Annotated in this window: 21 protein-coding genes and 1 pseudogene; 7 read left to right on the forward strand and 15 right to left on the reverse strand. The window is 58.7% G+C overall.

Annotation, left to right across the window (positions count from 1 at the left end):
• Positions 1-64 precede the first annotated feature (64 nt).
• From pepP to ACWKV9_RS05555, 3 genes are read left to right on the forward strand one after another with little or no spacing between them, the layout of a single operon-like run.
• The gene (gene pepP, locus ACWKV9_RS05545) at positions 65-1,399 is read left to right on the forward strand and encodes a Xaa-Pro aminopeptidase (protein WP_483835079.1); all 1,335 of its coding nucleotides are present in this window, start codon (positions 65-67) and stop codon (positions 1,397-1,399) included.
• Positions 1,396-2,583, forward strand: a complete 1,188-nt coding sequence (gene ubiH / locus ACWKV9_RS05550) for a 2-octaprenyl-6-methoxyphenyl hydroxylase (RefSeq protein WP_483835080.1) — start codon at positions 1,396-1,398, stop codon at positions 2,581-2,583. Before pepP ends, ubiH begins: the two co-directional genes overlap by 4 nt.
• A gap of 40 nt (positions 2,584-2,623) precedes the next feature.
• Complete coding sequence (locus ACWKV9_RS05555; protein WP_483835081.1) at positions 2,624-3,844, forward strand: 2-octaprenyl-3-methyl-6-methoxy-1,4-benzoquinol hydroxylase; 1,221 nt, start codon at positions 2,624-2,626, stop codon at positions 3,842-3,844.
• 202 nt (positions 3,845-4,046) lie between these two features.
• Here the strand turns inward: ACWKV9_RS05555 and ACWKV9_RS05560 are convergent, their stop codons facing one another.
• The 8 genes from ACWKV9_RS05560 to ACWKV9_RS05595 form a co-directional block, all read right to left on the reverse strand.
• The gene (locus ACWKV9_RS05560; RefSeq protein WP_483835082.1) at positions 4,047-5,066 is read right to left on the reverse strand and encodes an ABC transporter substrate-binding protein; all 1,020 of its coding nucleotides are present in this window, start codon (positions 5,064-5,066) and stop codon (positions 4,047-4,049) included.
• A gap of 132 nt (positions 5,067-5,198) precedes the next feature.
• On the reverse strand, positions 5,199-6,065 hold the full coding sequence (locus tag ACWKV9_RS05565) for an ABC transporter permease (RefSeq protein WP_483835083.1): 867 nt from the start codon (positions 6,063-6,065) through the stop codon (positions 5,199-5,201).
• A gap of 126 nt (positions 6,066-6,191) precedes the next feature.
• Positions 6,192-7,073 carry an ABC transporter ATP-binding protein gene (locus tag ACWKV9_RS05570; RefSeq protein ID WP_483835084.1) on the reverse strand — a complete coding sequence of 294 codons (882 nt, stop codon included), beginning with the start codon at positions 7,071-7,073 and terminating at the stop codon, positions 6,192-6,194.
• A 14-nt stretch (positions 7,074-7,087) separates the two neighbouring features.
• Complete coding sequence (locus tag ACWKV9_RS05575; RefSeq protein WP_483835085.1) at positions 7,088-7,984, reverse strand: TauD/TfdA dioxygenase family protein; 897 nt, start codon at positions 7,982-7,984, stop codon at positions 7,088-7,090.
• Between the two features lie 289 nt (positions 7,985-8,273).
• Positions 8,274-9,062: a MetQ/NlpA family ABC transporter substrate-binding protein gene (locus ACWKV9_RS05580; protein WP_483835086.1), complete on the reverse strand. Its 789-nt coding sequence runs from the start codon at positions 9,060-9,062 to the stop codon at positions 8,274-8,276.
• Between the two features lie 265 nt (positions 9,063-9,327).
• Positions 9,328-10,254, reverse strand: a complete 927-nt coding sequence (locus tag ACWKV9_RS05585) for a sigma 54-interacting transcriptional regulator (RefSeq protein WP_483835087.1) — start codon at positions 10,252-10,254, stop codon at positions 9,328-9,330.
• A 123-nt stretch (positions 10,255-10,377) separates the two neighbouring features.
• Complete coding sequence (locus ACWKV9_RS05590) at positions 10,378-10,959, reverse strand: alpha/beta hydrolase (RefSeq protein WP_483835088.1); 582 nt, start codon at positions 10,957-10,959, stop codon at positions 10,378-10,380.
• Positions 10,960-11,349: 390 nt separating this feature from the next.
• The gene (locus tag ACWKV9_RS05595; RefSeq protein WP_483835089.1) at positions 11,350-12,393 is read right to left on the reverse strand and encodes a fatty acid desaturase; all 1,044 of its coding nucleotides are present in this window, start codon (positions 12,391-12,393) and stop codon (positions 11,350-11,352) included.
• 113 nt (positions 12,394-12,506) lie between these two features.
• Here ACWKV9_RS05595 and ACWKV9_RS05600 point away from each other — a divergent pair, with 113 nt between their 5' ends.
• On the forward strand, positions 12,507-13,514 hold the full coding sequence (locus tag ACWKV9_RS05600; RefSeq protein ID WP_483835090.1) for an AraC family transcriptional regulator: 1,008 nt from the start codon (positions 12,507-12,509) through the stop codon (positions 13,512-13,514).
• Positions 13,515-13,535: 21 nt separating this feature from the next.
• Here ACWKV9_RS05600 and ACWKV9_RS05605 read toward each other — a convergent pair whose 3' ends face one another.
• The gene (locus ACWKV9_RS05605) at positions 13,536-14,237 is read right to left on the reverse strand and encodes a Crp/Fnr family transcriptional regulator (protein ID WP_483835091.1); all 702 of its coding nucleotides are present in this window, start codon (positions 14,235-14,237) and stop codon (positions 13,536-13,538) included.
• 105 nt (positions 14,238-14,342) lie between these two features.
• Between ACWKV9_RS05605 and ACWKV9_RS05610 the strand changes: the two genes are divergently transcribed.
• Positions 14,343-14,867, forward strand: a complete 525-nt coding sequence (locus tag ACWKV9_RS05610; protein ID WP_483835092.1) for an Mpo1 family 2-hydroxy fatty acid dioxygenase — start codon at positions 14,343-14,345, stop codon at positions 14,865-14,867.
• Between the two features lie 349 nt (positions 14,868-15,216).
• Here the strand turns inward: ACWKV9_RS05610 and ACWKV9_RS05615 are convergent, their stop codons facing one another.
• From ACWKV9_RS05615 to ACWKV9_RS05640, 6 genes and pseudogenes are all read right to left on the reverse strand, one after another.
• Positions 15,217-16,206: a sulfate/molybdate ABC transporter ATP-binding protein gene (locus ACWKV9_RS05615; RefSeq protein ID WP_483835093.1), complete on the reverse strand. Its 990-nt coding sequence runs from the start codon at positions 16,204-16,206 to the stop codon at positions 15,217-15,219.
• Between the two features lie 3 nt (positions 16,207-16,209).
• On the reverse strand, positions 16,210-17,082 hold the full coding sequence (gene cysW, locus ACWKV9_RS05620) for a sulfate ABC transporter permease subunit CysW (protein WP_483835094.1): 873 nt from the start codon (positions 17,080-17,082) through the stop codon (positions 16,210-16,212).
• Between the two features lie 10 nt (positions 17,083-17,092).
• A complete protein-coding gene (gene cysT / locus ACWKV9_RS05625; RefSeq protein ID WP_483835095.1) occupies positions 17,093-17,914 on the reverse strand; it encodes a sulfate ABC transporter permease subunit CysT in 822 nt (273 codons plus the stop codon).
• 165 nt (positions 17,915-18,079) lie between these two features.
• Positions 18,080-19,087 carry a sulfate ABC transporter substrate-binding protein gene (locus ACWKV9_RS05630; protein WP_483835096.1) on the reverse strand — a complete coding sequence of 336 codons (1,008 nt, stop codon included), beginning with the start codon at positions 19,085-19,087 and terminating at the stop codon, positions 18,080-18,082.
• A gap of 150 nt (positions 19,088-19,237) precedes the next feature.
• On the reverse strand, positions 19,238-19,420 hold the full coding sequence (gene oscA / locus ACWKV9_RS05635; RefSeq protein WP_074752461.1) for a sulfur starvation response protein OscA: 183 nt from the start codon (positions 19,418-19,420) through the stop codon (positions 19,238-19,240).
• 177 nt (positions 19,421-19,597) lie between these two features.
• A pseudogene (locus ACWKV9_RS05640) lies at positions 19,598-20,454 on the reverse strand (putative bifunctional diguanylate cyclase/phosphodiesterase); the annotation flags it as partial.
• Positions 20,455-20,758: 304 nt separating this feature from the next.
• Here ACWKV9_RS05640 and desA point away from each other — a divergent pair.
• Positions 20,759-21,943, forward strand: a complete 1,185-nt coding sequence (gene desA / locus ACWKV9_RS05645; protein ID WP_483835097.1) for a delta-9 fatty acid desaturase DesA — start codon at positions 20,759-20,761, stop codon at positions 21,941-21,943.
• Positions 21,944-22,084: 141 nt separating this feature from the next.
• Positions 22,085-23,062 carry a GGDEF domain-containing protein gene (locus ACWKV9_RS05650; protein ID WP_483835098.1) on the forward strand — a complete coding sequence of 326 codons (978 nt, stop codon included), beginning with the start codon at positions 22,085-22,087 and terminating at the stop codon, positions 23,060-23,062.
• The last annotated feature ends 15 nt before the right edge of the window (positions 23,063-23,077 follow it).

Raw genomic sequence — 23,077 nt, forward strand, 5'->3', positions numbered from 1 at the left:
TCGCCTCTTTTCGCGTAAACGCGATGAGGGGCGAAGCGCTCACTAAAAGGGACCGTTCTTGCCCATGATTCACATCCCCAAAGCCGAATACGCTCGCCGCCGCAAAGCCTTGATGGCGCAGATGGAGCCCAACAGTATCGCCATTCTGCCGGCGGCTGCGGTGGCGATTCGCAACCGGGATGTAGAGCACGTGTACCGCCAGGACAGCGATTTCCAATACCTCAGCGGATTTGGCGAACCGCAAGCCGTGATCGTGCTGATCCCGGGGCGTGAATACGGCGAGTACGTATTGTTCTGTCGCGAGCGCAATGCCGAGCGTGAACTGTGGGATGGCCTTCGCGCAGGGCAGGACGGAGCGATTCGCGATTTCGGCGCTGACGACGCGTTTCCGATTACCGACATCGACGACATCCTGCCGGGCCTGATTGAGGGCCGGGATCGCGTGTACTCGTCGATGGGCAGCAACCCCGAATTCGACCGGCACGTGATGGAGTGGATCAACGTCATCCGCTCCAAGGCCAACCTCGGCGCGCAGCCGCCCAAAGAGTTCGTTGCGCTGGATCATCTGCTGCACGATATGCGTTTGTACAAATCGGCCGCCGAAGTGAAAGTAATGCGCAGCGCAGCCGAGATTTCCGCTCGCGCCCACGTGCGGGCGATGCAGGCCAGTCGTGCGGGGCTGTATGAGTTCAGCCTTGAAGCGGAACTGGATTACGAGTTTCGCAAGGGCGGCGCGAAAATGCCCGCCTACGGCTCCATCGTCGCCTCAGGCCGCAACGCTTGCATTCTGCATTACCAGGAAAACGACGCCGTGCTCAAAGACGGCGATCTGGTGCTGATCGACGCCGGGTGCGAAATTGACTGCTACGCCAGTGACATCACTCGCACCTTCCCGGTCAGTGGCAAATTCTCTGCCGAGCAAAAAGCGATTTACGAGCTGGTGCTCAAATCGCAGGAAGCAGCGTTCGAGGCCATCGGCCCCGGTAAACACTGGAATCAGGCGCACGAAGCCACCGTTCGGGTCATCACCACCGGTCTGGTTGAGCTTGGCCTGTTGCAGGGTAACGTCGATGAACTGATCGTCAGCGAAGCGTACAAAGCTTTCTACATGCACCGCGCCGGGCATTGGCTCGGCATGGACGTGCACGATGTGGGTGACTACCGCGTCGGCGGTGAATGGCGCGTGTTGGAAGTCGGCATGGCGTTGACCGTGGAGCCGGGCATTTATATCTCGCCAGACAACCAAACCGTCGCGAAGAAATGGCGCGGCATTGGCGTACGTATCGAGGACGACGTGGTGGTAACCAAAAAAGGCTGCGAAATTCTCACCAGCGGCGTGCCCAAGTCGGTCGCCGATATTGAAGCGCTGATGTCCGCCGCGCGAACTCAAGCCGCATGAGCCGCTTCAATCTGGCAATCATCGGTGGTGGCCTCGTCGGCGCGAGCCTGGCGCTAGCACTGCAGGCGGGCGCCAAGGCACGGGGCTGGAAGATCGTGATGATCGAACCCTTCGCCCCGGGCGATACCTACCAGCCAAGCTACGACGCGCGATCCTCTGCGCTGTCGTTCGGTGCGAGGCAAATCTACGAGCGCCTGGGCGTGTGGCAGCACATCAGCCGTCGCGCCGAGCCCATCCGGCAGATTCAAGTGTCGGACAAAGGCCGCATCGGCGCAGCCAATCTGTCGGCGATACAAGAAGGCGTGCCCGCTCTGGGTTACGTGGTTGAGAACGCTTGGCTGGGGCAATGCCTTTGGCAGGGGCTCGATAAGGAAGTGATCAGCTGGCGCGTGCCCGCCGAAGTGAAGCAAATGCAGGCGCTGCCCGATGGCTATCGCCTGACGTTGAACGATGAAACCCAGATCGATTGCGATCTGGCCGTGCTCGCTGACGGTGGTCGGTCCAACCTGCGCGAGCAACTGGGCATCGCCGTAACGACCCGGCCTTACGACCAGACCGCGCTGATCGCCAACATCACCCCCGGCGAAGCCCATTGCGGCCAGGCATTCGAGCGCTTCACCGACCAGGGCCCGATGGCGCTGCTACCGCTGCCGGAAAACAGATGCGCGTTGGTCTGGACCCGTAACGGCAATGACACTCAGCGTTTGCTCGAACTGGACGATCGTGCGTTTCTGGCGGAGCTGCAAAGCGTGTTTGGCTATCGATTAGGTGCTCTGAAGCAGGTCGGCGTGCGCCACGTTTATCCGCTGAACCTGATCGAAGCGCAGGAACAGGTTCGCTCACATCTGGCGGTGTTGGGAAACGCAGCGCACAGCCTGCACCCGATCGCCGGCCAGGGTTTCAATCTGTCACTGCGAGACGCCGCGTCCCTGGCCGAAGCGCTGTTGGCCAGTGACAACACACCTGGCGATCTGTCGACGCTGCAAGCCTATGCGCGGCGTCAACGGCTGGATCAAAGCTTGACGGTTGGCTTCTCCGATCAGGTCACGCGCTTGTTTGGCAGTGATCAACCGCTGATCACCGCCGGGCGCAATGTCGGCTTGCTGGGCCTCGATTTACTGCCATCGGCCAAGCGCTGGTTTGCCCGTCAGGCCATGGGGCTGGGTACACGTGCAGATGTCTAATTTCCCTCGGCTTCGGCCACACGCGAGAACGATTTAAAGCATGGAAACGCGCGCAGATCTGCTGATTGTCGGGGCTGGAATGGTCGGTAGCGCCCTTGCGTTGGCGTTGCAGAACAGTGGGCTGAACATCCTGCTGGTCGACAACAGCCCGCTGAGCGTTAAACCGTTCGATTCGGCCGGGATGTTCGAACCTCGGGTCAGCGCGTTGTCTGCCGCCTCTCAGCGCATCCTGCAGCGCCTGAATGTGTGGGACGGCATTGTCTCGCGGCGGGCCAGCCCTTATGGGGATATGGAGGTCTGGGACGGCAGCGGCACCGGGCAAGTACATTTTTCCGCCGCCAGCGTGCACGCCGAAGTGCTCGGGCACATCGTCGAGAACCGAGTGATTCAGGATGCACTGATCGAGCGACTGCACGATTGCGACGTCGGCCTGCTGGCCAACGCGCGCTTGGAGCAAATGCGTCGCTCCGGCGATGACTGGCTGCTGACACTGGCAGACGGACGAACGCTGCGCTCGCCTGTGGTGGTCGCGGCGGACGGCGCCAACTCGGCGGTCCGGCGATTGACTGGCACCGAAACCCGCGAGTGGGACTACCTGCATCACGCCATCGTGACCAGTGTGCGTACGACCCATTCCCACAAGAAAACCGCCTGGCAGCGCTTCACCGATGACGGCCCCCTGGCGTTTCTGCCACTGGAGCGCGAAGGCGAGCATTGGTGCTCCATCGTGTGGTCGGTCACGCCAGCTGAAGCCGAACGCCTGATGGCGCTGCAAGACGAACCATTCTGCCGTGAGCTGGAACGTGCGTTCGAAGGGCGCCTCGGTCAGGTACTCGCAGCTGACCCACGGCTGTGCGTGCCGTTGCGCCAGCGCCATGCAAAACGTTATGTCGCCGAAGGGCTGGCATTGATCGGCGATGCCGCCCACACGATTCATCCCTTGGCCGGACAAGGCGTCAACCTGGGCTTTCTCGATGCTGCCGTGCTGGCTGAAGTGCTGAATCACGCGGCAGAACGTGGAGAGCGGTTGGCTGATGAGCGCGTGTTAAGTCGTTATGAACGCCGTCGCATGCCGCACAATCTGGCGCTGATGGCGGCGATGGAAGGCTTCGAGCGGTTGTTCCAGGCTGATCCGTTGCCGTTGCGCTGGTTGCGCAACACCGGTTTGAAGATGGTGGATCATTCGTCAGAAGCCAAAGCAATGTTCGTGCGTCAAGCGATGGGCCTGACCGGGGATTTGCCGAAGCTGGCGCGGCTGTAGCCCTCGATAGGCAGACGTGAAACGAAAGGTTTTGACCAAGCCGGTCCCTGTAGGAGCCAACTCGTTGGCGAGCAGGCGGGTGTGCGGTAAACCTGATACACCGCCTCGCGAACAAGTTCGCTCCTACAGGGGTTTGCATCGTACCTGTGGGAGCGGACCTGTCCGCGAATGCCTCAGGTCAGGCGAGTAGAGCCAAGCTCGATCAGCTACCGTCGCCGCCATGGGCTTCTTCGAAGAAGTAGTCTTTCCAGCTATCAGCCTTGTTTTTCAGCACGCCCAGTTCTTGCAGTTTGGTGGCGTAGATGAAGGTTTTCTGCGGCACGATGGTGAAGTCGATTTCTGGATCGGAGACGATCTTCTCAACGAACGGCAGCGGCAACTTCGACTTCTCGACATCGACGTAAGTCTTGGCCGCAGCGGGTTTGTCGGCCTTGATGATCTTCTCGGCTTCAGCCAGCGCGTCGTAGAACGCTTTGTAGGTCTTCGGGTTTTCGTCGTGGAATTTCTGAGTGGTGTAGAGCACGTTGAACGTGGCCTGACCGCCGAGGATGTCATAGGAACTCAGCACCTTATGCACCTTCGGGTTTTCCAGCTCTTGATACTGGAAGGGTGGGCTTGAGAAGTGCGAGTTGATTTCAGAGCCGCCTGCCAAAAGCGCACCGGTCGCGTCCGGGTGCGGAATGCTCACGGAAATGTTGTCGAACTTCTTGAATTCGGCGTCGCCGAAGATCTTCGCGGTTTCGATCTGCAACGTGCGCGACTGGAAGCCCACGCCCGCAGCGGGCACCGCAATCCGGTCTTTGTCGGTGAAGTCTTTCAGGGTTTTGACGTTGGGATTGTTGGTCAGCAGGTAGTTGGGCATCGAGCCGAGAGAGGCGATGGCCTTGACGTTCTGCTTGCCCTTGGTGCGGTCCCAGATGGTCAGCATCGGTGGCACGCCTGCCGACACAACGTCCAGTGCGCCAGCCAGCAGCGCTTCGTTCATCGCGGTGGCGCCGGAGATGCTGTTCCAGTTGACTTCGATGTCCAGGCCTTCGGCCTTACCGTGCTTTTCGATCAGCTTTTGCTGTTGAACGACGTCGAGGATCAGATAACCGATGCCGAACTGTTGGGCGATGCTGATCTTGCCTTCGGCATGGGCGCCGCTGCTCAGTAACGCACCGGTCAGGCCTAACGCTGCAGCTAGTGTTGTAAGCGTTGGACGCTTGAATGAAGAGACCATGAAATCCTCGCGATGAGACAAATTAGGAGCGGAGCCCGGCTAATCCGGTGGTTCGGTGCTTATAGCTTACTGTTACCGAACCACCACCGATAAATACGCAATTGGAATAACGATAGTTCTAGTTCGCCAGCATCAACGCTGCATGCCCCAACGCTTCACGGTCAGCCGTTCGATGTTGGCGAACAGCAGGTTCTCCACCAGCAAGCCGATTAGAATCACCGCCACCAGCCCTGCGAACACCTTGTCGGTATAGAGCTCGTTACGATTCTGGTAGATGTACCAGCCCAGCCCGCCTTTACCGGACGACGCGCCAAATACCAGCTCGGCCGCGATCAGGGTGCGCCAGGCAAATGCCCAACCGATTTTCAGACCGGCCAGAATCGACGGCAGTGCGGCGGGGATCAGGATGTACCAGACGAACCGAAGGCCTTTGAGCCCGTAATTGCGGCCCGCCATGCGCTGGGTTTCCGAGACGCCGAGAAAGCCCGCGTAGGTATTGAGCGCCAGCGCCCACAGCACCGAGTGAACAAGCACGAACACCAGGCTGTTTTCGCCGAGCCCGAACCACAGCAGCGACAACGGCAACAGCGCGATGGCCGGCAGCGGGTTGAACATTGCAGTCAAAGTGCCGAGCAGGTCGCGGCCCAATTGGGTCGAAACAGCAAGCGTGGTCAGACCGAACGCCAGGACGATGCCGATCAGGTAGCCCTTGATCAGCACCTTCAGCGAGATCCAGACTTTTTCCAACAACTCACCGCTGGCGATGCCGTCGATGAACGCGTGGGCCGTTTGCAAAAAGCTCGGCAGCAACAGGTCGTTGCCCTGAATGCGCGCCGCGATTTCCCAGATCACCGCCAAGGCAATCAGGATCACACTTTTGCGCACCCAGCCCTGTTGCCAGATGCGCTGCACGAGGGGGATGTCGCGGGCCAGGTCTTCCTGAGTGAAAGGCTCCAGCGCGACTTCGTATTCCTCGCGAATTGGGGGGGAAAGGCTCATGGGCGTAAATCTCTGAGAAGGCGACGCAGCCCTCTGTAGGAGCCAACTTGTTGGCGAGGGCCCTGATTCGGTGGGTCAGGTCCAACGCTTCGCGAACAAGTTCGCTCCTACAGGGGTGGCGTGAATTTAGTAAGCGATCCGAATGTCCTGGAAGCGTATGTCCTGCTCAACCACAGGCTCATCACCCTCATCGAACAGCAGTCGGTGAATGCGCTGCGCGGACGCTTGGAAGTCGACACCGCCGAGGCTTTTCAAGTCGTACTGATGGCTGTTGATTTCGGCGCGGACGCGACCCGGATGTGGCGACAGCAACAGAATGCGGTTGCCAATCACCAGCGCTTCTTCGATGGAGTGGGTGACGAACAGCAGCGTGAATCGCACCTCGTCCCACAGTTCCAGCAGCTCTTCCTGCATCTTGCGGCGGGTCAACGCATCGAGCGCCGCAAACGGCTCGTCCATCAACAGGATTTTCGGCTGCATCGCTAATGCGCGCGCAATCGCCACACGGGCCTTCATGCCGCCAGAAAGGGTGTGCGGATAAGCATCGGCAAACGCGCTGAGGCCGACCTTTTCCAGGTAGTAACGCGCGCGCTCTTCAGCCTCGGGACGCTTCAATGTGCGCGAAGCCAACAGCGGGAACATGACGTTCTGGATCACGGTCTTCCAGGGCGGCAGTTGATCGAACTCCTGAAACACCACAATGCGATCCGGCCCAGGCTCTTTGACTTCCTGGCCTGCCAGACGAATCCTGCCTTCGCTTGGCTGGATGAAACCGGCCACTGCCTTGAGCAACGTCGATTTGCCACAGCCGGACGGGCCGAGCAGCACGAAGCGGTCAGCCGGATCGATCTCGAAACTGACTTGATGGGTCGCCCGCACCACGCGCTCGGGGGTGCGGTACTCAAGGCTTACGCCCTGCACTTGCAACAGCGGCTCAGCGTTGGGCTGGTTGAGCGGTTGCGTGGTCGAGCCATTGCTAGCCGTGTGGCTTTGCAGAACAGCGTTCATGGAACTCTCCTGAATCAGAACGGCGCATCACCCTGGATGGTGGTGCGGTGCAAGCGGCGACGCAGATGGTCGGGGGTGCCGCCTGCCAGGTGAATCAGGGAACGGTTGTCCCAGAAGACCATGTCGTTTTCTTGCCATTTGTGGCGATAGACACCTTCGGCTCGCACGCTGTGGGCGTAGAGCTCATTGAGAATCTGCTGACTCTCGTCTTCCGGCAGTCCGACGATATGAGTAGTAAAACCTTCGCTGACGAACAGTGCCTTGCGACCGTTTTCCGGGTGCGTGCGCACGATCGGGTGGCTGACCACCACCACTTGCGCCAACTGCTCGGCGCTCAGGGTCGGGCGCCAGTTCTGCGCGTTGTGGCCTTCGCGGTAGCGCGAGGTATAGCTGTGTACGGCGGAGCGGCCTTCAACGGCTTTGCGCAGATGCTCAGGCAGGGTTTCCCAGGCCAGGTGCATGTCGGCGAACAGCGTGTCGCCGCCTTCGCTTGGCAGCTCCTGCGCGTAGAGCATGGAGCCCAGGCTCGGCAGCTCTTTGTAGGAAAGGTCCGAGTGCCAGTATTTGCCGGCATCGCCCAGACCAACCGGCTGACCATTCTCGACAATGTTCGAGACGATGAGGATTTCCGGGTGATTAGCGAGCAAGAATTGCTTGAGCACGTGAATCTGCAGCACGCCGAAACGGCGGCTGAATTCAATCTGCTGTTGCGGGGTGATCTGCTGATCGCGGAACACCACAACGTGATGATGAAGATGGGCTTTGTGAACGCGGGCAAAGTCTGCGTCATTCAGCGGACGGGACAGATCCAGACCGACGATTTCCGCGCCCACCTTTTCGGCGAATGGACGCACATCGAACTGCTGACCGGGCGCTTGCGCGGACGAAGAAGCTTGGGAGGCTGCTGGCATGAGAACTCCGACTCCAGAAAAGGCATATGGCTGAGGATGGAGAACTTTATAGCTATAAGAATCGAAATTTAAATACCGTTAGCGCATATGCATAGCGCTGATCGGACTAGCACTTCGCCCAGATGCAAAAACGCCGACGCATGTACAAGCCGTCGGCGTGGAAAACGTGTGTCTGATCCCTCTGATTGTAGGAGCGCGCTTGCCCGCGAAAAGGTTTTGTCAGTCAATCTTTCATTGATAAACCGTAATCGCGGGCAAGCGCCGCTCCTACAAGGGAGCGCGTGGCTCGTTAGAACGCTGGCAATACCGCGCCGTCGTACTTCTTGTTGATGAAGTCTTTGACTTGCTGGCTGGTCAGCGCTTTGGACAGTTTGTTGATCGCGTCGGTGTGCGCGTTGTCTTCACGGGTCACCAGGAAGTTCACGTACGGCGAATCAGCACCTTCGATGATCAGTGCGTCTTTCTTAGGACTCAGCTTGGCTTCCAGCGCGTAGTTGGTGTTGATCAGGTCCAGGTCAACCTGGTCCAGCGCGCGCGGCAGCAGAGCCGATTCCAGTTCGCGGAACTTGAGTTTTTTCGGGTTGGTGGCGATGTCTTTCGGGGTCGCCAGCGCGTTGGTCGGGTCTTTCAGCGTGATCAGGCCGTTTTTCTGCAGCAGCAGGAGGGCACGACCGGCGTTGCTGCCTTCGTTTGGAATGGCAACGGTTGCGCCTTCTGGCAGATCAGCAATGGACTTCCACTTCTTGGAGTAGCCACCGAACGGTTCAACATGCACGCCCACGCCTGTCACCAGGTGTGCGCCCTTGCCTTTGTTGAAGCCATCCAGATACGGCTTGGTCTGGAAGTAGTTGGCGTCCAGACGTTTCTCGTTCAACTGCACGTTTGGCTGCACGTAGTCGGTGAAGACCTTGATTTCCAGGTCCACGCCTTCTTTGGCCAGCTCAGGCTTGATCAGCTCGAGGATCTCGGCATGAGGAACCGCAGTGGCGCCGACGACCAGTTTTTCGGCAGCTTGCGCCGCGCTGATGCCCAGGGAAAGAGCAGCCGCCAGTGCGGTGAACAAAAACGTCTTTTTCATGCGATGTCCTTAGGTTTATTCGGCCGCCTATGGGCGACTCGCGCTTGTGATAATGCCGTCGACAGATGTTGTCGGCGGCGTGGAGCGGACATTACCGATTTTCTTTATTCCGAGACAATAATTTTTAAGCAAACCCATATTCTTTTTGGTTATCAGAAACCAAGTTGCCATCAGTTATGCATTGTAGAAGCGCGCTTGCCCGCGATAACAGTCTGTCAGCTGCCTATCTAGGCCTGACACGCCGCAATCGCGGGCAAGCGCGCTCCTACAAGGCGTCCAATAGCCGTTTAAGCGCATCAAACTGTGAAGAGTTACCACCTGCAATCAATCGCCGCACGTCTTCCTCAATGCGCGCCAACGGCTCAACCGTATGCGGCGGCAAGTTCAAATGCTCGGGCAACAATTCCTCGCCGATGCTTACCAACAGCGCGAAGTGAATGACGTTCTCCAGCTCTCGCGTATTGCCGGGCCAAGTGTGTCGCTCAAGGACCTCTTGCGCAGCGTCGCTGATCAGCGGCATTGGGAAATCAAAGCGCTGGCTGTAGATGCCCAGGAAGTACTCGGCCAACGGCAGGATATTGCCCGGCTGATCGCGTAACGCGGGCATTTCCAGCCGCCCTTCGCTCAAGTAATGGTAGAGGCGCTCATTAAATTTTCCGGCGGCCACAGCCAGGCCCAGATCGATACTGGTAGCGGCGACCAGGCGCACATCCACAGGGCTTGGCTGTTGAGCGCCAACGCGGGTGACTTCGTGATTTTCCAGCGCAGCCAACAGTTTTATCTGAATCGAGAGCGGCAAATCCGCGATCTCATCCAGATACAGCGTGCCGCCCGTGGCTGAACCAAACCAGCCTGCGCGGCTGCTGACCGTGCCGCTGTGTGCGCCCGCCGCATAACCGAACAGTTCGGCCTCGGCGTACGTTGGGCTGATGGCGCCACAATTGACCGACACGAACAATCCCGCCCGATCACTGCCGCGATGAATGTGCCGCGCCAGCAGTTCTTTGCCGGTCCCCGTCTCGCCGCGGATCAGCACCGGCAACTCCTGAGTGGCCAGTAGCTCCATCTCTTCACGCAGGCGCCGGGAGCGCGGATCGAAAAACAACAGCGCCTTGGCACGAATGCTCAGCGGGCTTTTTTCGGCATCGGAAAAGGTCAGCAGTGGCTGGCCGGTGGTTTCAAGCTGACTCATGGCAGACTCCCGCCCGCCTCCTTACCGGAACCCGAGCGTTGCAAATAGGCGGCCGAGCCCAGTGGCTCGGTTCGCAAAGGCTAGCGATCAAGAGCGCGCGGCTCGTGCGCAATAAGAAGCGGATCAGGCACGACGGCGCGACAGATGCTCCATGCGACCCTGAAGACGGTATAGGTACGCGAATCCCTGCTCCCAGCGTTGGTGTCCGGATTTGACGTTGATGTGCCCACCGCCACTGATAATGCCGATTTCAGCACCCCAATTACGGGCCATTTCCATGGCGCGCAAGGCGCTTACGGCGGAGTCGTTATCGGAGCTGACGACCTGGGCCGGGAACGGCAGCAGATGTTCCGGAATCGGTGCGAAATTTCTAATAGCCGGTGGGCAGTTGGGACGTTCGACGTCAGCCGGGGCAACGAGCAATGCGCCACGCACCTGTCGCAAGGTTTCCAGCGGCGCGAGCTGGGCCCAATGTGCGACGGTGACGCAACCCAGGCTGTGAGCGATCAGGATCACTGGCGTGCTGTCGGCGGCAATGGTGCGCTGCAGCTCGCCCACCCAGTCTTCGCGGCGTGGTTTGAGCCAGTCGGCCTGTTCCACGCGCACGCTGTTGGGCAGGCTGTTTTGCCAGTGGGTTTGCCAATGGTCGTCGGCAGACCCTTGCCAGCCAGGCAGGATCACGTAGCGGATCGACTCGTTATGCATGGGGTTCGCCTCCTGCATGTTGCATTCATGGGGCGAGTATAAGGACGAGGCATATATTCGTTAAGGAATAAGAAGCTATTTGTTAATAGCTTAAAAACATATACCTAACGCGGCGGGGGCGATGCCGGAAACCAGGCAAAAAAAAGGGCCGCACCCTGCCTTAAGGAACGGCCCTGCAAACTGTCTACCCTGCTTTTCCGGGGACAGGTGAAGCGTACGCGGGAGTTGTTACAGAATTTTTTCGAGGATGCCATCTGTCTGGACGGTTGGCCTTGCCATCCGGAACCGACGGAGATCGCGTGGGAGCGGACCTGTCCGCGAAAAGGCCGGCACATCCAATACATCTCTACTGCCTGAAACACAGCATTCGCGGACAGGTCCGTTCCCACCTTATGAGCGGACCATGTTCTCCAAACGATTCGCCCGGCTAAACGTGCCGAAATCATTGAACCGCACGCCCATCTCGGCCATGACTTTGTGTGCAACGGGGGCGGTCATCTGCCGGATGTAGAACGGTTCTTTCACCACAAAATGATGTATCCCGTGGGTGCTGCCGAAGTTGAAGCAGAACGCCTGCAACGGCCACATCCACCAAGGGTTGAGCACTTGTGTCTGCTGCATGACATTGCCGGATTCCACGTCGCCGTAGTAGTGCATATTGGAACTGACGAAATGCAGGCAGAAGGTGCGCAATACATTCGGCCCTACCAGCACCACCACGGCGATGTCGATCAACTGCATCACCGCCAGCGTACTGCTCGACCACTCGATGGGCGCGCCCACCAGGCTCGCCACCCCACTGACGGCATGAAACGCCAGAAACAGATACCACGTGCCCCAGTTGAGCAATGCCAGCGGCGCATAGACCTTGAGCGTGCGCTTGAGAATGCTGCGTTTGTGCGCCCAGGTTTTGGCCCGCAACGTGCGGATCAGCGAGGACATGACGTTGTCCCCCACCATCAGTAACCGCGCGATACCCCAAGGCTCGCCATTGGTAATTGCACGCTCCTCCATGTCGGCTTCAGTGCCGGACACCTTGTGGTGATTGAGATGCAGATGTCGACGAATCCACGGATTGATCGTGCTGGGCCGGGCCATCCACACCAGCGCCAGCATCAGGTTGTGCGGCACCCGTTGCTTGCGAAAATACATGCTGTGAATCAGATCGTGCTCAAGCTCGTGAGTCAGTGACGCCAGAAACGCATTGACCAGCAAACACGCCCACCACGCCATGTAACCCTCGATGTAGAGAGCTGCACTGGCGATCATGCCGATCAAGGCGAATGCAAGGATGCCCACGCCTATGGCGTCCTGATGCTTGAGGATGGGGTAGCGCTTGCGCAGTTCATCGCCGCGCGCCATCACCACCGCACGAATATGTGCTGATCGCTGCTGTGCATTCAGCCCGGCGGGGCTTGCAGAAGTGCCGTGCATGCTTTCATCCTCTATTTTTATGATGGGTGAAAATCGATTCGCTACTGTGGCGCGCCTGACCCGTGCTCGCGCTGCCACACACGCCAACCTGTTGACCGGAAGCGCCAACCTGTATGTCTGAGCCGAGCATTCTCGCCAGCTGGACCCGCGCCCTGCGCAAGCAACTCGACGCCATTGGCCTAGATAGCAACGCAATGAGCCTGGCTGCGGGTCTCGATCCACGGCTGATGGACGACCCCAACGCTCGCTATCCGGTGACCATCACCACCCGCTTGTGGCAGATGGCGGTCGAGGCCAGCGGCGATCCGGCATTGGGTTTGCGGGTGTCGCGCTTCGTGAGCCCGACCACTTTTCACGCCCTGGGCTACGCATTGGTGGCCAGTGGTTCGCTGCGTGAGGTATTCGAGCGGATCGTGCGATATCACCCAGTGGTCAGCGATGCGTTGAATTTGAGTTTTGCGCGCGCGGGGGATCGATATGAGTTTCGTTTTGTCGTCCCGCAGGGCAGTCCGGTGCCAGCAAACGAGGCCATGGATGCCTTCGCCGCGATATATGTGCGCACCTGTCGCAACCGTTTGGGGCGCCATTACGCGCCGCTTGCGGTTCATCTGGTGCGCCCTCAGCCCGCTGACCCCAAGCCATGGCACGACGTGTTCCGCGCGCCGCTATTCTTCGATGCCAAGGAAAACCTGCTGGAGTTCGCCTGCGCCGACTTCGACAGCCATCTGGACGACGCCAACCCGGAACTGGCCCAGCACAACGAAACTGTCCTTAACCGCACGCTCGAACAGCTGTCCGCGTTGACGTGGGAGCGCAAGGTTCGCGGCGCCATCGAACTGCAGTTGCCCGAAGGCGAACCTTCGGCCGAGCGTATCGCGCACAATTTGCACCTCAGCCTGCGCAGCCTGCAGCGACATCTGGCCGACGAAGGCTGCAGCTATGACTTGCTGCTCAATCAATGCCGACAGAATCTGGCACTGCAGCACATGCGCGAGCCCGGCAGCTCACTTAGCGAGATTGCCTATCTACTGGGTTTCGCCGATACCAGTAGCTTCAGCCGGGCGTTCAAGCGCTGGACCGGGATGACCCCGAGTCAATACCGCGCAGGTCTAGGGATTTGAATTTACGACGCTGACGGGCGCTCATTCGGTCAATCGGTGCCGGGCCAGCCGGCGAAGCCTGTCGGAGTCGGGAATCGAGATGAAGTCGTGATCACGGCGAATGATCTTGCGCTCGCAAAGCTCTGCGAGTGTGCGGTCGATGCTCTCGGCGTTCAGGCCCAGACACTGCTCGGACGGCAAATCGTTGCGGGACACAATGCGCACGGCACCGTTGATCTCGCCATACCCCTCGGCCAGCATCAGCAGGCGAAAAGCCACGCGCTCAACAGTGGGTAGACGGGTGAACTCCCCAGGCTGCGGGATTTTCAAGCCCAGTTTGCGGCTCAGCAAATCGGCAAAGTAGCGCCAGTACTGAGGGTGCTCTTTGAGCAGTCCACGTAACGCGGGCTGCGGCATTTGCAGGGTGATCGCCTGATCCTCGGCGTAGATGTCCTGCTGACGAGGGTTGTCTTCGAAAAGCGAGACTTCGCCAAACCAGTAGGGCCTTCTGAAGTCATTGGCCGGCAGCCATTGACGCTGCTGACACGGCAGGCCCATGCGCAACGTGCCTTCCAGTAACGCGTAGAACCCGCACGCCGGGGAGTCCTTTCGGAAGATGAGTTTGCCCGGCGTCACTCGCCGCTGCTGCATTGAAACCAGCAAGCTATCCTGCAATTTGGCAGGCAATTCGTTGAACCACTGATCGTTGATTAACCATGAGCGCCATTGGGTTCCATTCGTCACGTGAATCTCCTTTTTCTTGTTCGATGTTTGCATCAGGCTGGACCGAACCGCTGCTTGCCCAACCAAAAACAGCGGCATGATCAACGCTAGGAGGGAACAAAAACAATGAAAAACCTCATCGATTATTTGAGCCAGTACGCGTCCTACCACCGAGATACCCGGAACATCGTCAGCCATTTCCTAGGCATTCCGCTGATTGTGCTCGCAGTGGCTGTACTACTTTCCCTACCCGGGAGTTTTGTTAGCGGATTCTGGCTATCGCCCGCCGCATTGGTGGCGTTGGCGTCGACTGTTTTTTACCTGCGGCTGGACCTGGCCTTTGGTGTGCTGATGGCCGCGTTGCTGGGCTTGTGTCTGTGGGCTGGCGCACTGCTCGCACAGCAGCCGACCCTGATTTGGCTAAGCGCCGGGCTTGGGATGTTTATCGTGGGTTGGGCGATTCAGTTTGTGGGGCACTACTACGAGGGGCGCAAGCCTGCGTTTATCGATGATGTATCGGGCCTGATCATCGGTCCGCTGTTCGTGGTCGCGGAATTGGCGTTCCTGCTGGGGATGCGCAAAGGCTTGCAGCACGAAATCGAAAAGCGCGTCGGCCCGTCGCGCAGAAGGGATATGAAAACGGTGGTTTAACCGTGACCGCAGACACCCGGCAATGCAGTTACCTGAAGGAGCGCGCTTGCCCGCGATTTCCGAGTGAACGCCGCCCCTGTAGGAGCGATCGGAGGTTACGACGGCCGCGATCCAGTGCGAAGCGCTGGCAGAAGTAGTGAGTCCAATATTTCTACGACTGCTTCGCAGCCGATCGCGGCCTCGCGCTGCTCGTACGCTCCTACAGGACTGCGGTATTTACGCACTTCTGTATGAGCCAACTTGTTGGCGAGCCGGGCGCTGCGGTTTGTCAGCCCGGACGCCTCGCGAACAAGTTCGCTCCTACGGGTTTGTGGCTCGCTGTTGGGCGCAAATACGGGGCGTGCGCAGATCAGATATTGGCGACCTTCTGCCAAACCTTCGGCTTGAAGAACAGCGTTTCGCCTCGCGCCAGGCCGACGAGGCTGTCGTGGTCTTTCACCACTTCGGCTTCGATCAACTCGCTCTGCCCTTCCACTTTCAGCGTCACCCGAGTGGTCGCGCCCAGTGGACGGATATCCCGTACTTCAGCGACATGATGGCCTTCGACTTCATGACGTGACAGCGAGACCTCGTGCGGGCGGAACAACACGTGATTGTCTGCGCCCAGATGCAGACGGTTTGAATCGCCGAGGAAGTGATACACAAAATCACTGGCCGGGTTTTCATAGACTTCGCCCGGCGAGCCGATCTGCTCGATCACGCCTTTGTTCATCACCACGATGCGGTCCGCCACTTCCATGGCCTCTTCCTGGTCATGGGTCACGAACACCGATGTCAGATTGATATCTTCGTGCAGACGCGCCAACCAGCGACGCAGCTCTTTACGCACCTTGGCATCTAGCGCCCCGAACGGCTCGTCGAGCAGCAACACCTTGGGCTCCACAGCCAAGGCGCGAGCCAACGCGATACGCTGGCGCTGACCACCGGACAACTGCTCAGGATATCGATCCGACAACCAATCAAGCTGCACCATGTTCAGCAGTTCATGGACTTTCGCGGTGATCTGGCTATCGCTCGGGCGCTGGTTCTTCGGCTTCATGCGCAGACCAAAAGCGACGTTATCGAAGACGGTCATGTGCCGGAACAGCGCGTAATGCTGGAACACGAACCCGACGTTGCGATCACGCACATCGTGGCCGGAGACATCTTCGCCATGGAACACGATGTTGCCCTGGTCAGGCGTTTCCAGCCCGGCAATGATGCGCAGCAGCGTGGTCTTGCCACAGCCGGACGGGCCCAACAAAGCCACCAACTCGCCACTCTGGATATCCAGATTGATGCTGTCGAGGGCCTTGAAGGCGTTGAAATTCTTGCTGACGTTACGGACTTCGATCGACATGAATTATTCCTCCGCCGCACTTTGGCGCAGACGGGTAATGCGCGCTTCGCTCCACTGCTTGAGCAGCAGGATGAACAGCGCAAGGATCAGCAACAGGCTCGCCACGGCAAATGCGGCCACGTGGTTGTATTCGTTGTAGAGAATCTCGACGTGCAGCGGCAGGGTATTGGTAACGCCGCGAATGTGGCCGGAGACTACCGACACCGCGCCGAACTCACCCATCGCACGGGCGGTACACAGCACCACGCCATAGATCAGGCCCCACTTGATGTTGGGCACGGTGACGTACCAGAACATCTGCCAGCCATTGGCGCCGAGCAAACGCGCGGCCTCTTCTTCCTGCGTGCCTTGCTCCTGCATCAGCGGGATAAGTTCACGGGCCACGAACGGCACGGTGACGAAAATCGTCGCCAGTACGATGCCCGGCAGTGCGAAGACGATCTGGATGTCGTGATCCTGCAACCACGGCCCGAACAGCCCTTGGGCGCCAAACATCAGCACATAAACCAGACCGGCAATGACCGGCGAGACCGAGAACGGCAGATCGATCAGCGTCACCAGAAAGCTTTTGCCACGGAACGAGTATTTGCTCACGCACCAGGCGGCGCTGACGCCAAACACCACATTGAGTGGCACCGAAATCAGGACGGCGATCACCGTTAGCTTGAGCGCCGACAAGGCATCCGGCTCAAAGATCGCCGCGAAGAAAGCGCCCAGGCCAGACTTCAGCCCTTGGGACACGACGATGAACAACGGCAACAACAAAAACAGTGCGAAGACCAGCCAGCCCAGGCTGATTAGAACGCGCCGCGACACCGCACTGCCACGACGGGCAGCGTTGGCGGAGGAAGCGGCGATAAGCGATGAACCAGACATATGCGCCTCCTCAGGTTGGGGTTTCGATGCGTCGTTGCAGCAAATTGATCAGCAGCAACAGAATGAACGACACCACCAGCATCATCACGCCGATGGCCGTCGCGCCGGTGTAGTCGTATTGGTCGAGCTTGACCATGATCAGCAGCGGCAGGATTTCGGTTTTCATCGGCATGTTGCCGGCGATGAAAATCACTGAACCGTACTCACCCACGCCACGGGCAAACGCCAGCGCAAAACCGGTCAGCCAGGCGGGCAGTAAGGCGGGAACGAGGATGTAGCGAAACACCTGCAGCGGACGTGCGCCCAGACAAGCTGCGGCTTCTTCGACTTCACGCGGGATATCGGCCAGCACCGGCTGGACGGTACGCACCACGAACGGCAGCGTGACGAATGTCAGCGCCAACGTGATACCGAGCGGCGTGTAAGCGATTTTGAAACCGAGGTCGGCGGCGAATTGCCCTACAAGCCCTGTCGGCGTGTACAGCGCCGTCAATGCGATACCGGCCACAGCCGTGGGCAAAGCGAAGGGCAAGTCGATCATTGCGTCGATGATCTTGCGACCCGGGAAGGTGTAGCGCACCAGCACCCAGGCCAGCAGTGTGCCGATAATGCCGTTGATAATCGCAGCATAGAACGCAGTGCCGAAGCTGAGCTTCAACGCAGCAAGCACTCGCGGCGCAGTGACGATGGTCCAGAACTGGCCCCAGCTCAGTTGCGAGGCGTGAATAAACATCGCCGCCAGCGGGATGAGCACAATCAGACTGAGGTACACCAAGGTGTAACCCAGCGTCAGCCCGAAGCCGGGTATGACGGGGGAAGTACGTCGCGACATAAGAGTCCTTGGTTAACACACGGAACCCGCAAATGAATGCGGGTTCATGATTCAACGGACAACCATTGTAGGAGCGCGCTTGCCCGCGATAGCGCCAGTGTGTCAGATGCATCCTTATCAGCTGACAGACTCTTCGCGGGCAAGCGCGCTCCTACACGTTATCCATCACTGCGCTTGATAGATCTGGTCGAACACGCCGCCGTCGTTAAAGAACTTCGGTTGCGCCGATTTCCAGCCGCCGAAATCCTTGTCGATGGTCAGCAGGTTCAGTTTAGGGAATTGCTTCTCGTACTTGGCAGCCACTTCAGCGTTGCGAGGACGATAGAAGTTTTTCGCTGCGATTTCCTGGCCTTCCTTGCTGTACAGGTGCTTGAGGTACTCGGTGGCGATTTCTTCGTTGCCCTTCTTCTCCGCGTTCTTGTCGACGACAGCGACAGGAGGCTCGGCCAGGATCGACAGCGAAGGTACGACGATGTCGAACTTGTCGGCGCCGCCGTCTTCTTTCAACGCCAGGAACGCTTCGTTTTCCCACGCCAGCAGCACATCGCCCTGACCGTTGTTGACGAAGGTAATGGTCGAGCCGCGAGCGCCGGTGTCCAGAACAGGGACGTGCTTGAACAGTTCTTTTACGTATTCCTGGGCCTTGGCTTCACTGCCGCCGGTTTTCAGCCCATAGCCGTATGCCGCCAGGAAGTTCCAGCGCGCACCGCCGGAGGTTTTCGGGTTCGGCGTGATCACCGAGACGTCTTTCTTGATCAGATCGCCCCAGTCCTTGATGCCTTCTGGGTTGCCCTTACGCACCAGAAACACGATGGTCGAGGTGTAAGGCGTGCTGGCATCCGGCAGACGGGTCTGCCAATTCTCAGGCAGGGTCTTACCCAGTTTTGCGATTTCGTCGATGTCGCCGGCCAGTGCCAGGGTTACTACGTCAGCGCGCAGACCATCGATCACCGAACGGCCTTGCTTGCCCGAACCACCGTGGGATTGCTTGATTTCGACCTTGTCGTCCGGGTGTGATTGTTTCCAGAAATTGACGAACTCAGCGTTGTAATCCTGATACAGCTCACGCGTCGGGTCATAGGACACGTTCAGCAGCTCGTAATCCTTGGCGACAGCGGAACCGGCAAACACAGCGCTGGCGAGGGCTGCCAGCGCATAACGGCGAATGGACATGGATCAAGCTCCTGGGTGCGTTATTGGTTTTCTAATTTTTTAATTGGCTTTGTAGGAGCGCGCTTGCCCGCGATTGCGGCGAGTCAGTCGCCGATTGAGTCGCTGACCCAACGCAATCGCGGGCAAGCGCGCTCCTACGATGTTTGCGTTTCAGCTCGGTTTATTACCCGGATTCTGCAAACGGAATTTTTCTTTACGTTCGATCTGCACCACTTGCGCGTTATGTACAGTGATTTCAACCGCGCCAAAGCGCAGATCGCGCAGTGCGCTCTGGATTTCTCGCAAGATGCTTGCTTCGTCCTGGCCGTCGACGCTACGTAGAGATGCGCTCATGATCGTGCTCCTTTATAAGTTGCCCGCAGCACGAGTGGAAAGGGGCGGCTGGTGGCGTGAGGCAATCTTAGAGAGACCCGGTTATTCTTAAAAATACTATTTAAGAATGCCGATATAGCTAAATAGCATTTAGCTAAAAAAAGCCAGGCAGGTCGCTCTCAAAACGCAGAGCCACACTCAAGAAGGTGTGAAGACCGGCGCATGATGCCAGTCGATATGCTCAGCAGGCATCGGGCGCGCAAACCAATAGCCCTGGCCCAGCTCACAGTCATTCTCCAGCAGAAAATGCGCTTGATCCGCCTGCGCCACGCGACGATCGAGGTCTGCGCCGCTGAACAGCCGGCTCGACACGTTGACCGCCACGTAGGAAATCTTCACGCCCTCGGCCAGCCACTGGCGCATTTGCTCGCAAGCCTGGGTCAGCACCCAGCGATCGATATCTGCAATCAGCCCGCTTTGCTCGGCGACCGGAATGAATTCGCCAGGCGACACCATGCCGCGCTCCGGATGCTGCCAACGCACCAGCGCACCAACGCTTCGACGCCTTGAATGCGCCGGGTTTGCAGGTCGTGGATGGGCTGATAAAAAACCCGCAGCTCATTCTGTTCGATGGCGCGCCTAAGCTCACTGGCCAGCTCCACACGCTGGCGGGAATGTGCCGTCAGTTCTTCGTTGTACATCGCGTAACTTTCGCGTCCCTGGCTTTTGGCCTTGAACAGCGCGGCGTCAGCGTGACGCAGTAGCTCCTCGGCGCCCGCCGCGTCGTTGGGGAACAAGCTGATGCCGATGCTGACATTGATGAACAACGTCTGCCCCTCCAGCAAGAACGGTTCACGCATCGACTCAAGAACGCGCTGGGCCAGCTCAGGCGCCAATTGACCGTTTTCAATGAGGACAGCAAATTCGTCGCCGCCCAGCCGGGCGAGCGTCACGCTGCTGTCGAGCAAGCCCTGCAAGCGCTCGACCACCGACCTGAGCAGCTGATCCCCGACGCTGTGCCCCAGGCTATCGTTGATGTGCTTGAAGTGATCCAGACGTAGCCACTCATCAGTTGCCCACGGGCCAATCGAGCCGGTTCTTCGATCAGATAGGGGAGCAAGTAATCGCTCATTCCAAACCAAAGAACTGACGCAAGCCCATACAGAAGTGCTATTCGCACAGCGTCTCGGGAATTAACTGACATAAAAAGATGGAAACCCTTACAAAGGAATGGGGCGTAAACAAGAAATATCTTGCCACTCTTATCTAAAAGGGCGACTGGTTTTATCTGGTGGCTAAGTGATAATGCGCCCTGCTGCACCACACCTCTACGCGTTTTTATCGAGGGCAACTCAGCCTATGTGGAACAACGGTTTGCTCGACCTTTCTGTCTGGCAACTGGTCGCGGTCACTCTGGTGATGACTCATATCACCATCGTCAGCGTCACGGTTTACCTTCATCGCTATTCGGCCCACCGTTCTCTGGAACTCAACGCCGGGCTCAAACATTTTTTCCGTTTCTGGCTGTGGCTGACCACGGCACAGAACACCCGCGAGTGGACCGCTATCCACCGCAAGCACCACGCAAAATGCGAAACCGTCGATGACCCGCACAGCCCGGTCATCAAGGGCCTGTCCACTGTGCTGCGCAAAGGTGCTGAACTGTATCGCGCCGAAGCCGAGAACCCGGACACGCTGCGCATCTACGGCAAGAACTGCCCTGAAGACTGGATCGAGCGCAACCTGTACTCGCGCTTTCCGCTGCTGGGTATTGCCATCATGGGCGTGCTGGATCTGGCGCTGTTCGGTGTTATCGGCATCACTGTCTGGGCGATCCAGATGATGTGGATTCCATTCTGGGCCGCTGGGGTCGTTAACGGTCTGGGCCATGCGGTCGGCTATCGCAACTTCGAATGCCGCGACGCAGCCACCAATCTGGTGCCGTGGGGCATCATCATTGGCGGCGAAGAGCTGCACAACAATCATCACACCTATCCGAACTCGGCCAAGTTGTCGGTCAAGAAATGGGAATTCGACATCGGTTGGGCGTGGATCAAGCTGTTCAGCTTTTTGCGTCTGGCCAAGGTCCAGCGAGTGGCGCCGATCGCTCACCGCGTCGAAGGCAAAGGCCATCTGGACATGGACACGGCGATGGCGATTCTCAACAACCGTTTCCAGATCATGGCTCAGTACCGCAAGTTGGTGATTGCCCCGCTGGTGGCGCAAGAACTGGCCAAAGCGGATGCGTCGGTCCGGCACCAGTTTCATCGCGCCAAGCGCCTGCTGTCGCGGGAAACCAGCCTGCTGGACGACAAGCACCAACTGCGCATTCAAAGCATGCTGGCGCACAGTCAGGCGTTAACCGTGATTTACGAAAAACGCTTGGCATTGCAGCAAATCTGGCTCAAGACCAGCACCAACGGCCACGATATGCTTGCTGCGATCAAGGACTGGGTTCATGAGGCTGAGGCCAGCGGGATTCAATCGCTTCGCGAGTTCGCCGATCAACTGAAGACCTACTCGTTGCGCCCTTCTCACGCTTGATGCCGTTGATCGGCGCGCACTGGCTCGAGTGCGCGCCGATCGGAACTTCGTGCCATCGGTCCGATCAGAACTCCACTCTCACACTATCCTGTGTGCATGTTGTGGCAGTGCGCCGCACCTTATTACTGAGATGCAGTGCTCATGGACAACCAGACGCCCATTGTTGAAGTACCCGCTGCAGCTGAGACGTTGCTGGCGCTGATGCATGCCCAGGCAGAAGTCGCGCGGCTAAGCGAGCGCGAGCAGCTATTCAGCTCGTTGCTGGTGAGCGTGAATGCGGTGCTTTGGGCGTTCGACTGGCAAACCCAGCGCATGATTTACGTCAGCCCCGCCTACGAACGCATCTTTGGTCGCTCGGCTGGTTTGCTGCTGGCAGACTTCGGCGAATGGCGCGACAGCATCTATCCAGACGATCTCGATTATGCCGAACGTAGTTTGAGCGAAGTGCTGGAAAAGGGCTCGGTTGAGGATCGCGAATACCGGATCATCCGCGCTGACGGTCAGGTTCGCTGGCTCAGCGACAAATGCTTCATCAGCCATCAGGCCGAGCAAGGCCAGCGCTTGATCGTCGTCGGTATCGCTGAAGACATCACCGAAAAGAAGCATCTGGAAGACGAATTGCAGCGCCTGGCGACCACCGATGTGCTCACTCAGAGCAGCAACCGACGTCACTTCTTCGAATGCGCCCAGCGCGAGTTCGAACAGGCGCGATTGCAGGGCACGCCCATGGCCTTCCTGCTGCTGGACGTGGATGACTTCAAGCTGGTTAACGACACCTATGGTCACCAAGAAGGCGACATCGTGCTACAGCGCATCGCTGAAAGTGGACGAACGACGCTGCGCCGAGGCGATCTGTTCGGGCGCATTGGCGGGGAAGAGTTTGCGGCGGTATTTCCGGGTTGCGCGCCGGAAATGGCCAAGCAGATCGCCGAACGCCTGCAGCGTGAGATCCAACGCCTGAGCTTTCAGCGAGACGATAAATCCTTCGGAATCACCGCCAGTCAGGGCCTGACCAATCTCGGTCCGGATGATCAGAGCCTGGAAGCGTTGTTCGCCAGAGCTGATGCGGCGATGTATCAGGCCAAACGCCAGGGCAAGAATCAGATTGTGTTGGTCTGACGCCGTATACGCCCT

It is taken from the genome of Pseudomonas corni, assembly GCF_057128765.1.

Excerpts from the sequence above, each read along its gene's own strand:
- desA (WP_483835097.1), top strand. The coding sequence starts at position 20,759 with ATGTGGAACAACGGTTTGCTCGACCTTTCTGTCTGGCAACTGGTCGCG.
- ACWKV9_RS05600 (WP_483835090.1), top strand. The coding sequence starts at position 12,507 with ATGTCTGAGCCGAGCATTCTCGCCAGCTGGACCCGCGCCCTGCGCAAG.
- ACWKV9_RS05560 (WP_483835082.1), bottom strand. The coding sequence starts at position 5,066 with ATGGTCTCTTCATTCAAGCGTCCAACGCTTACAACACTAGCTGCAGCG.
- ACWKV9_RS05610 (WP_483835092.1), top strand. The coding sequence starts at position 14,343 with ATGAAAAACCTCATCGATTATTTGAGCCAGTACGCGTCCTACCACCGA.
- pepP (WP_483835079.1), top strand. The coding sequence starts at position 65 with ATGATTCACATCCCCAAAGCCGAATACGCTCGCCGCCGCAAAGCCTTG.
- ACWKV9_RS05615 (WP_483835093.1), bottom strand. The coding sequence starts at position 16,206 with ATGTCGATCGAAGTCCGTAACGTCAGCAAGAATTTCAACGCCTTCAAG.
- cysW (WP_483835094.1), bottom strand. The coding sequence starts at position 17,082 with ATGTCTGGTTCATCGCTTATCGCCGCTTCCTCCGCCAACGCTGCCCGT.
- ACWKV9_RS05570 (WP_483835084.1), bottom strand. The coding sequence starts at position 7,073 with ATGAACGCTGTTCTGCAAAGCCACACGGCTAGCAATGGCTCGACCACG.
- ACWKV9_RS05585 (WP_483835087.1), bottom strand. The coding sequence starts at position 10,254 with ATGAGTCAGCTTGAAACCACCGGCCAGCCACTGCTGACCTTTTCCGAT.
- ACWKV9_RS05580 (WP_483835086.1), bottom strand. The coding sequence starts at position 9,062 with ATGAAAAAGACGTTTTTGTTCACCGCACTGGCGGCTGCTCTTTCCCTG.
- ACWKV9_RS05595 (WP_483835089.1), bottom strand. The coding sequence starts at position 12,393 with ATGCACGGCACTTCTGCAAGCCCCGCCGGGCTGAATGCACAGCAGCGA.
- ACWKV9_RS05575 (WP_483835085.1), bottom strand. The coding sequence starts at position 7,984 with ATGCCAGCAGCCTCCCAAGCTTCTTCGTCCGCGCAAGCGCCCGGTCAG.
- oscA (WP_074752461.1), bottom strand. The coding sequence starts at position 19,420 with ATGAGCGCATCTCTACGTAGCGTCGACGGCCAGGACGAAGCAAGCATC.
- ACWKV9_RS05630 (WP_483835096.1), bottom strand. The coding sequence starts at position 19,087 with ATGTCCATTCGCCGTTATGCGCTGGCAGCCCTCGCCAGCGCTGTGTTT.
- ACWKV9_RS05565 (WP_483835083.1), bottom strand. The coding sequence starts at position 6,065 with ATGAGCCTTTCCCCCCCAATTCGCGAGGAATACGAAGTCGCGCTGGAG.
- ubiH (WP_483835080.1), top strand. The coding sequence starts at position 1,396 with ATGAGCCGCTTCAATCTGGCAATCATCGGTGGTGGCCTCGTCGGCGCG.
- cysT (WP_483835095.1), bottom strand. The coding sequence starts at position 17,914 with ATGTCGCGACGTACTTCCCCCGTCATACCCGGCTTCGGGCTGACGCTG.
- ACWKV9_RS05650 (WP_483835098.1), top strand. The coding sequence starts at position 22,085 with ATGGACAACCAGACGCCCATTGTTGAAGTACCCGCTGCAGCTGAGACG.
- ACWKV9_RS05555 (WP_483835081.1), top strand. The coding sequence starts at position 2,624 with ATGGAAACGCGCGCAGATCTGCTGATTGTCGGGGCTGGAATGGTCGGT.
- ACWKV9_RS05590 (WP_483835088.1), bottom strand. The coding sequence starts at position 10,959 with ATGCATAACGAGTCGATCCGCTACGTGATCCTGCCTGGCTGGCAAGGG.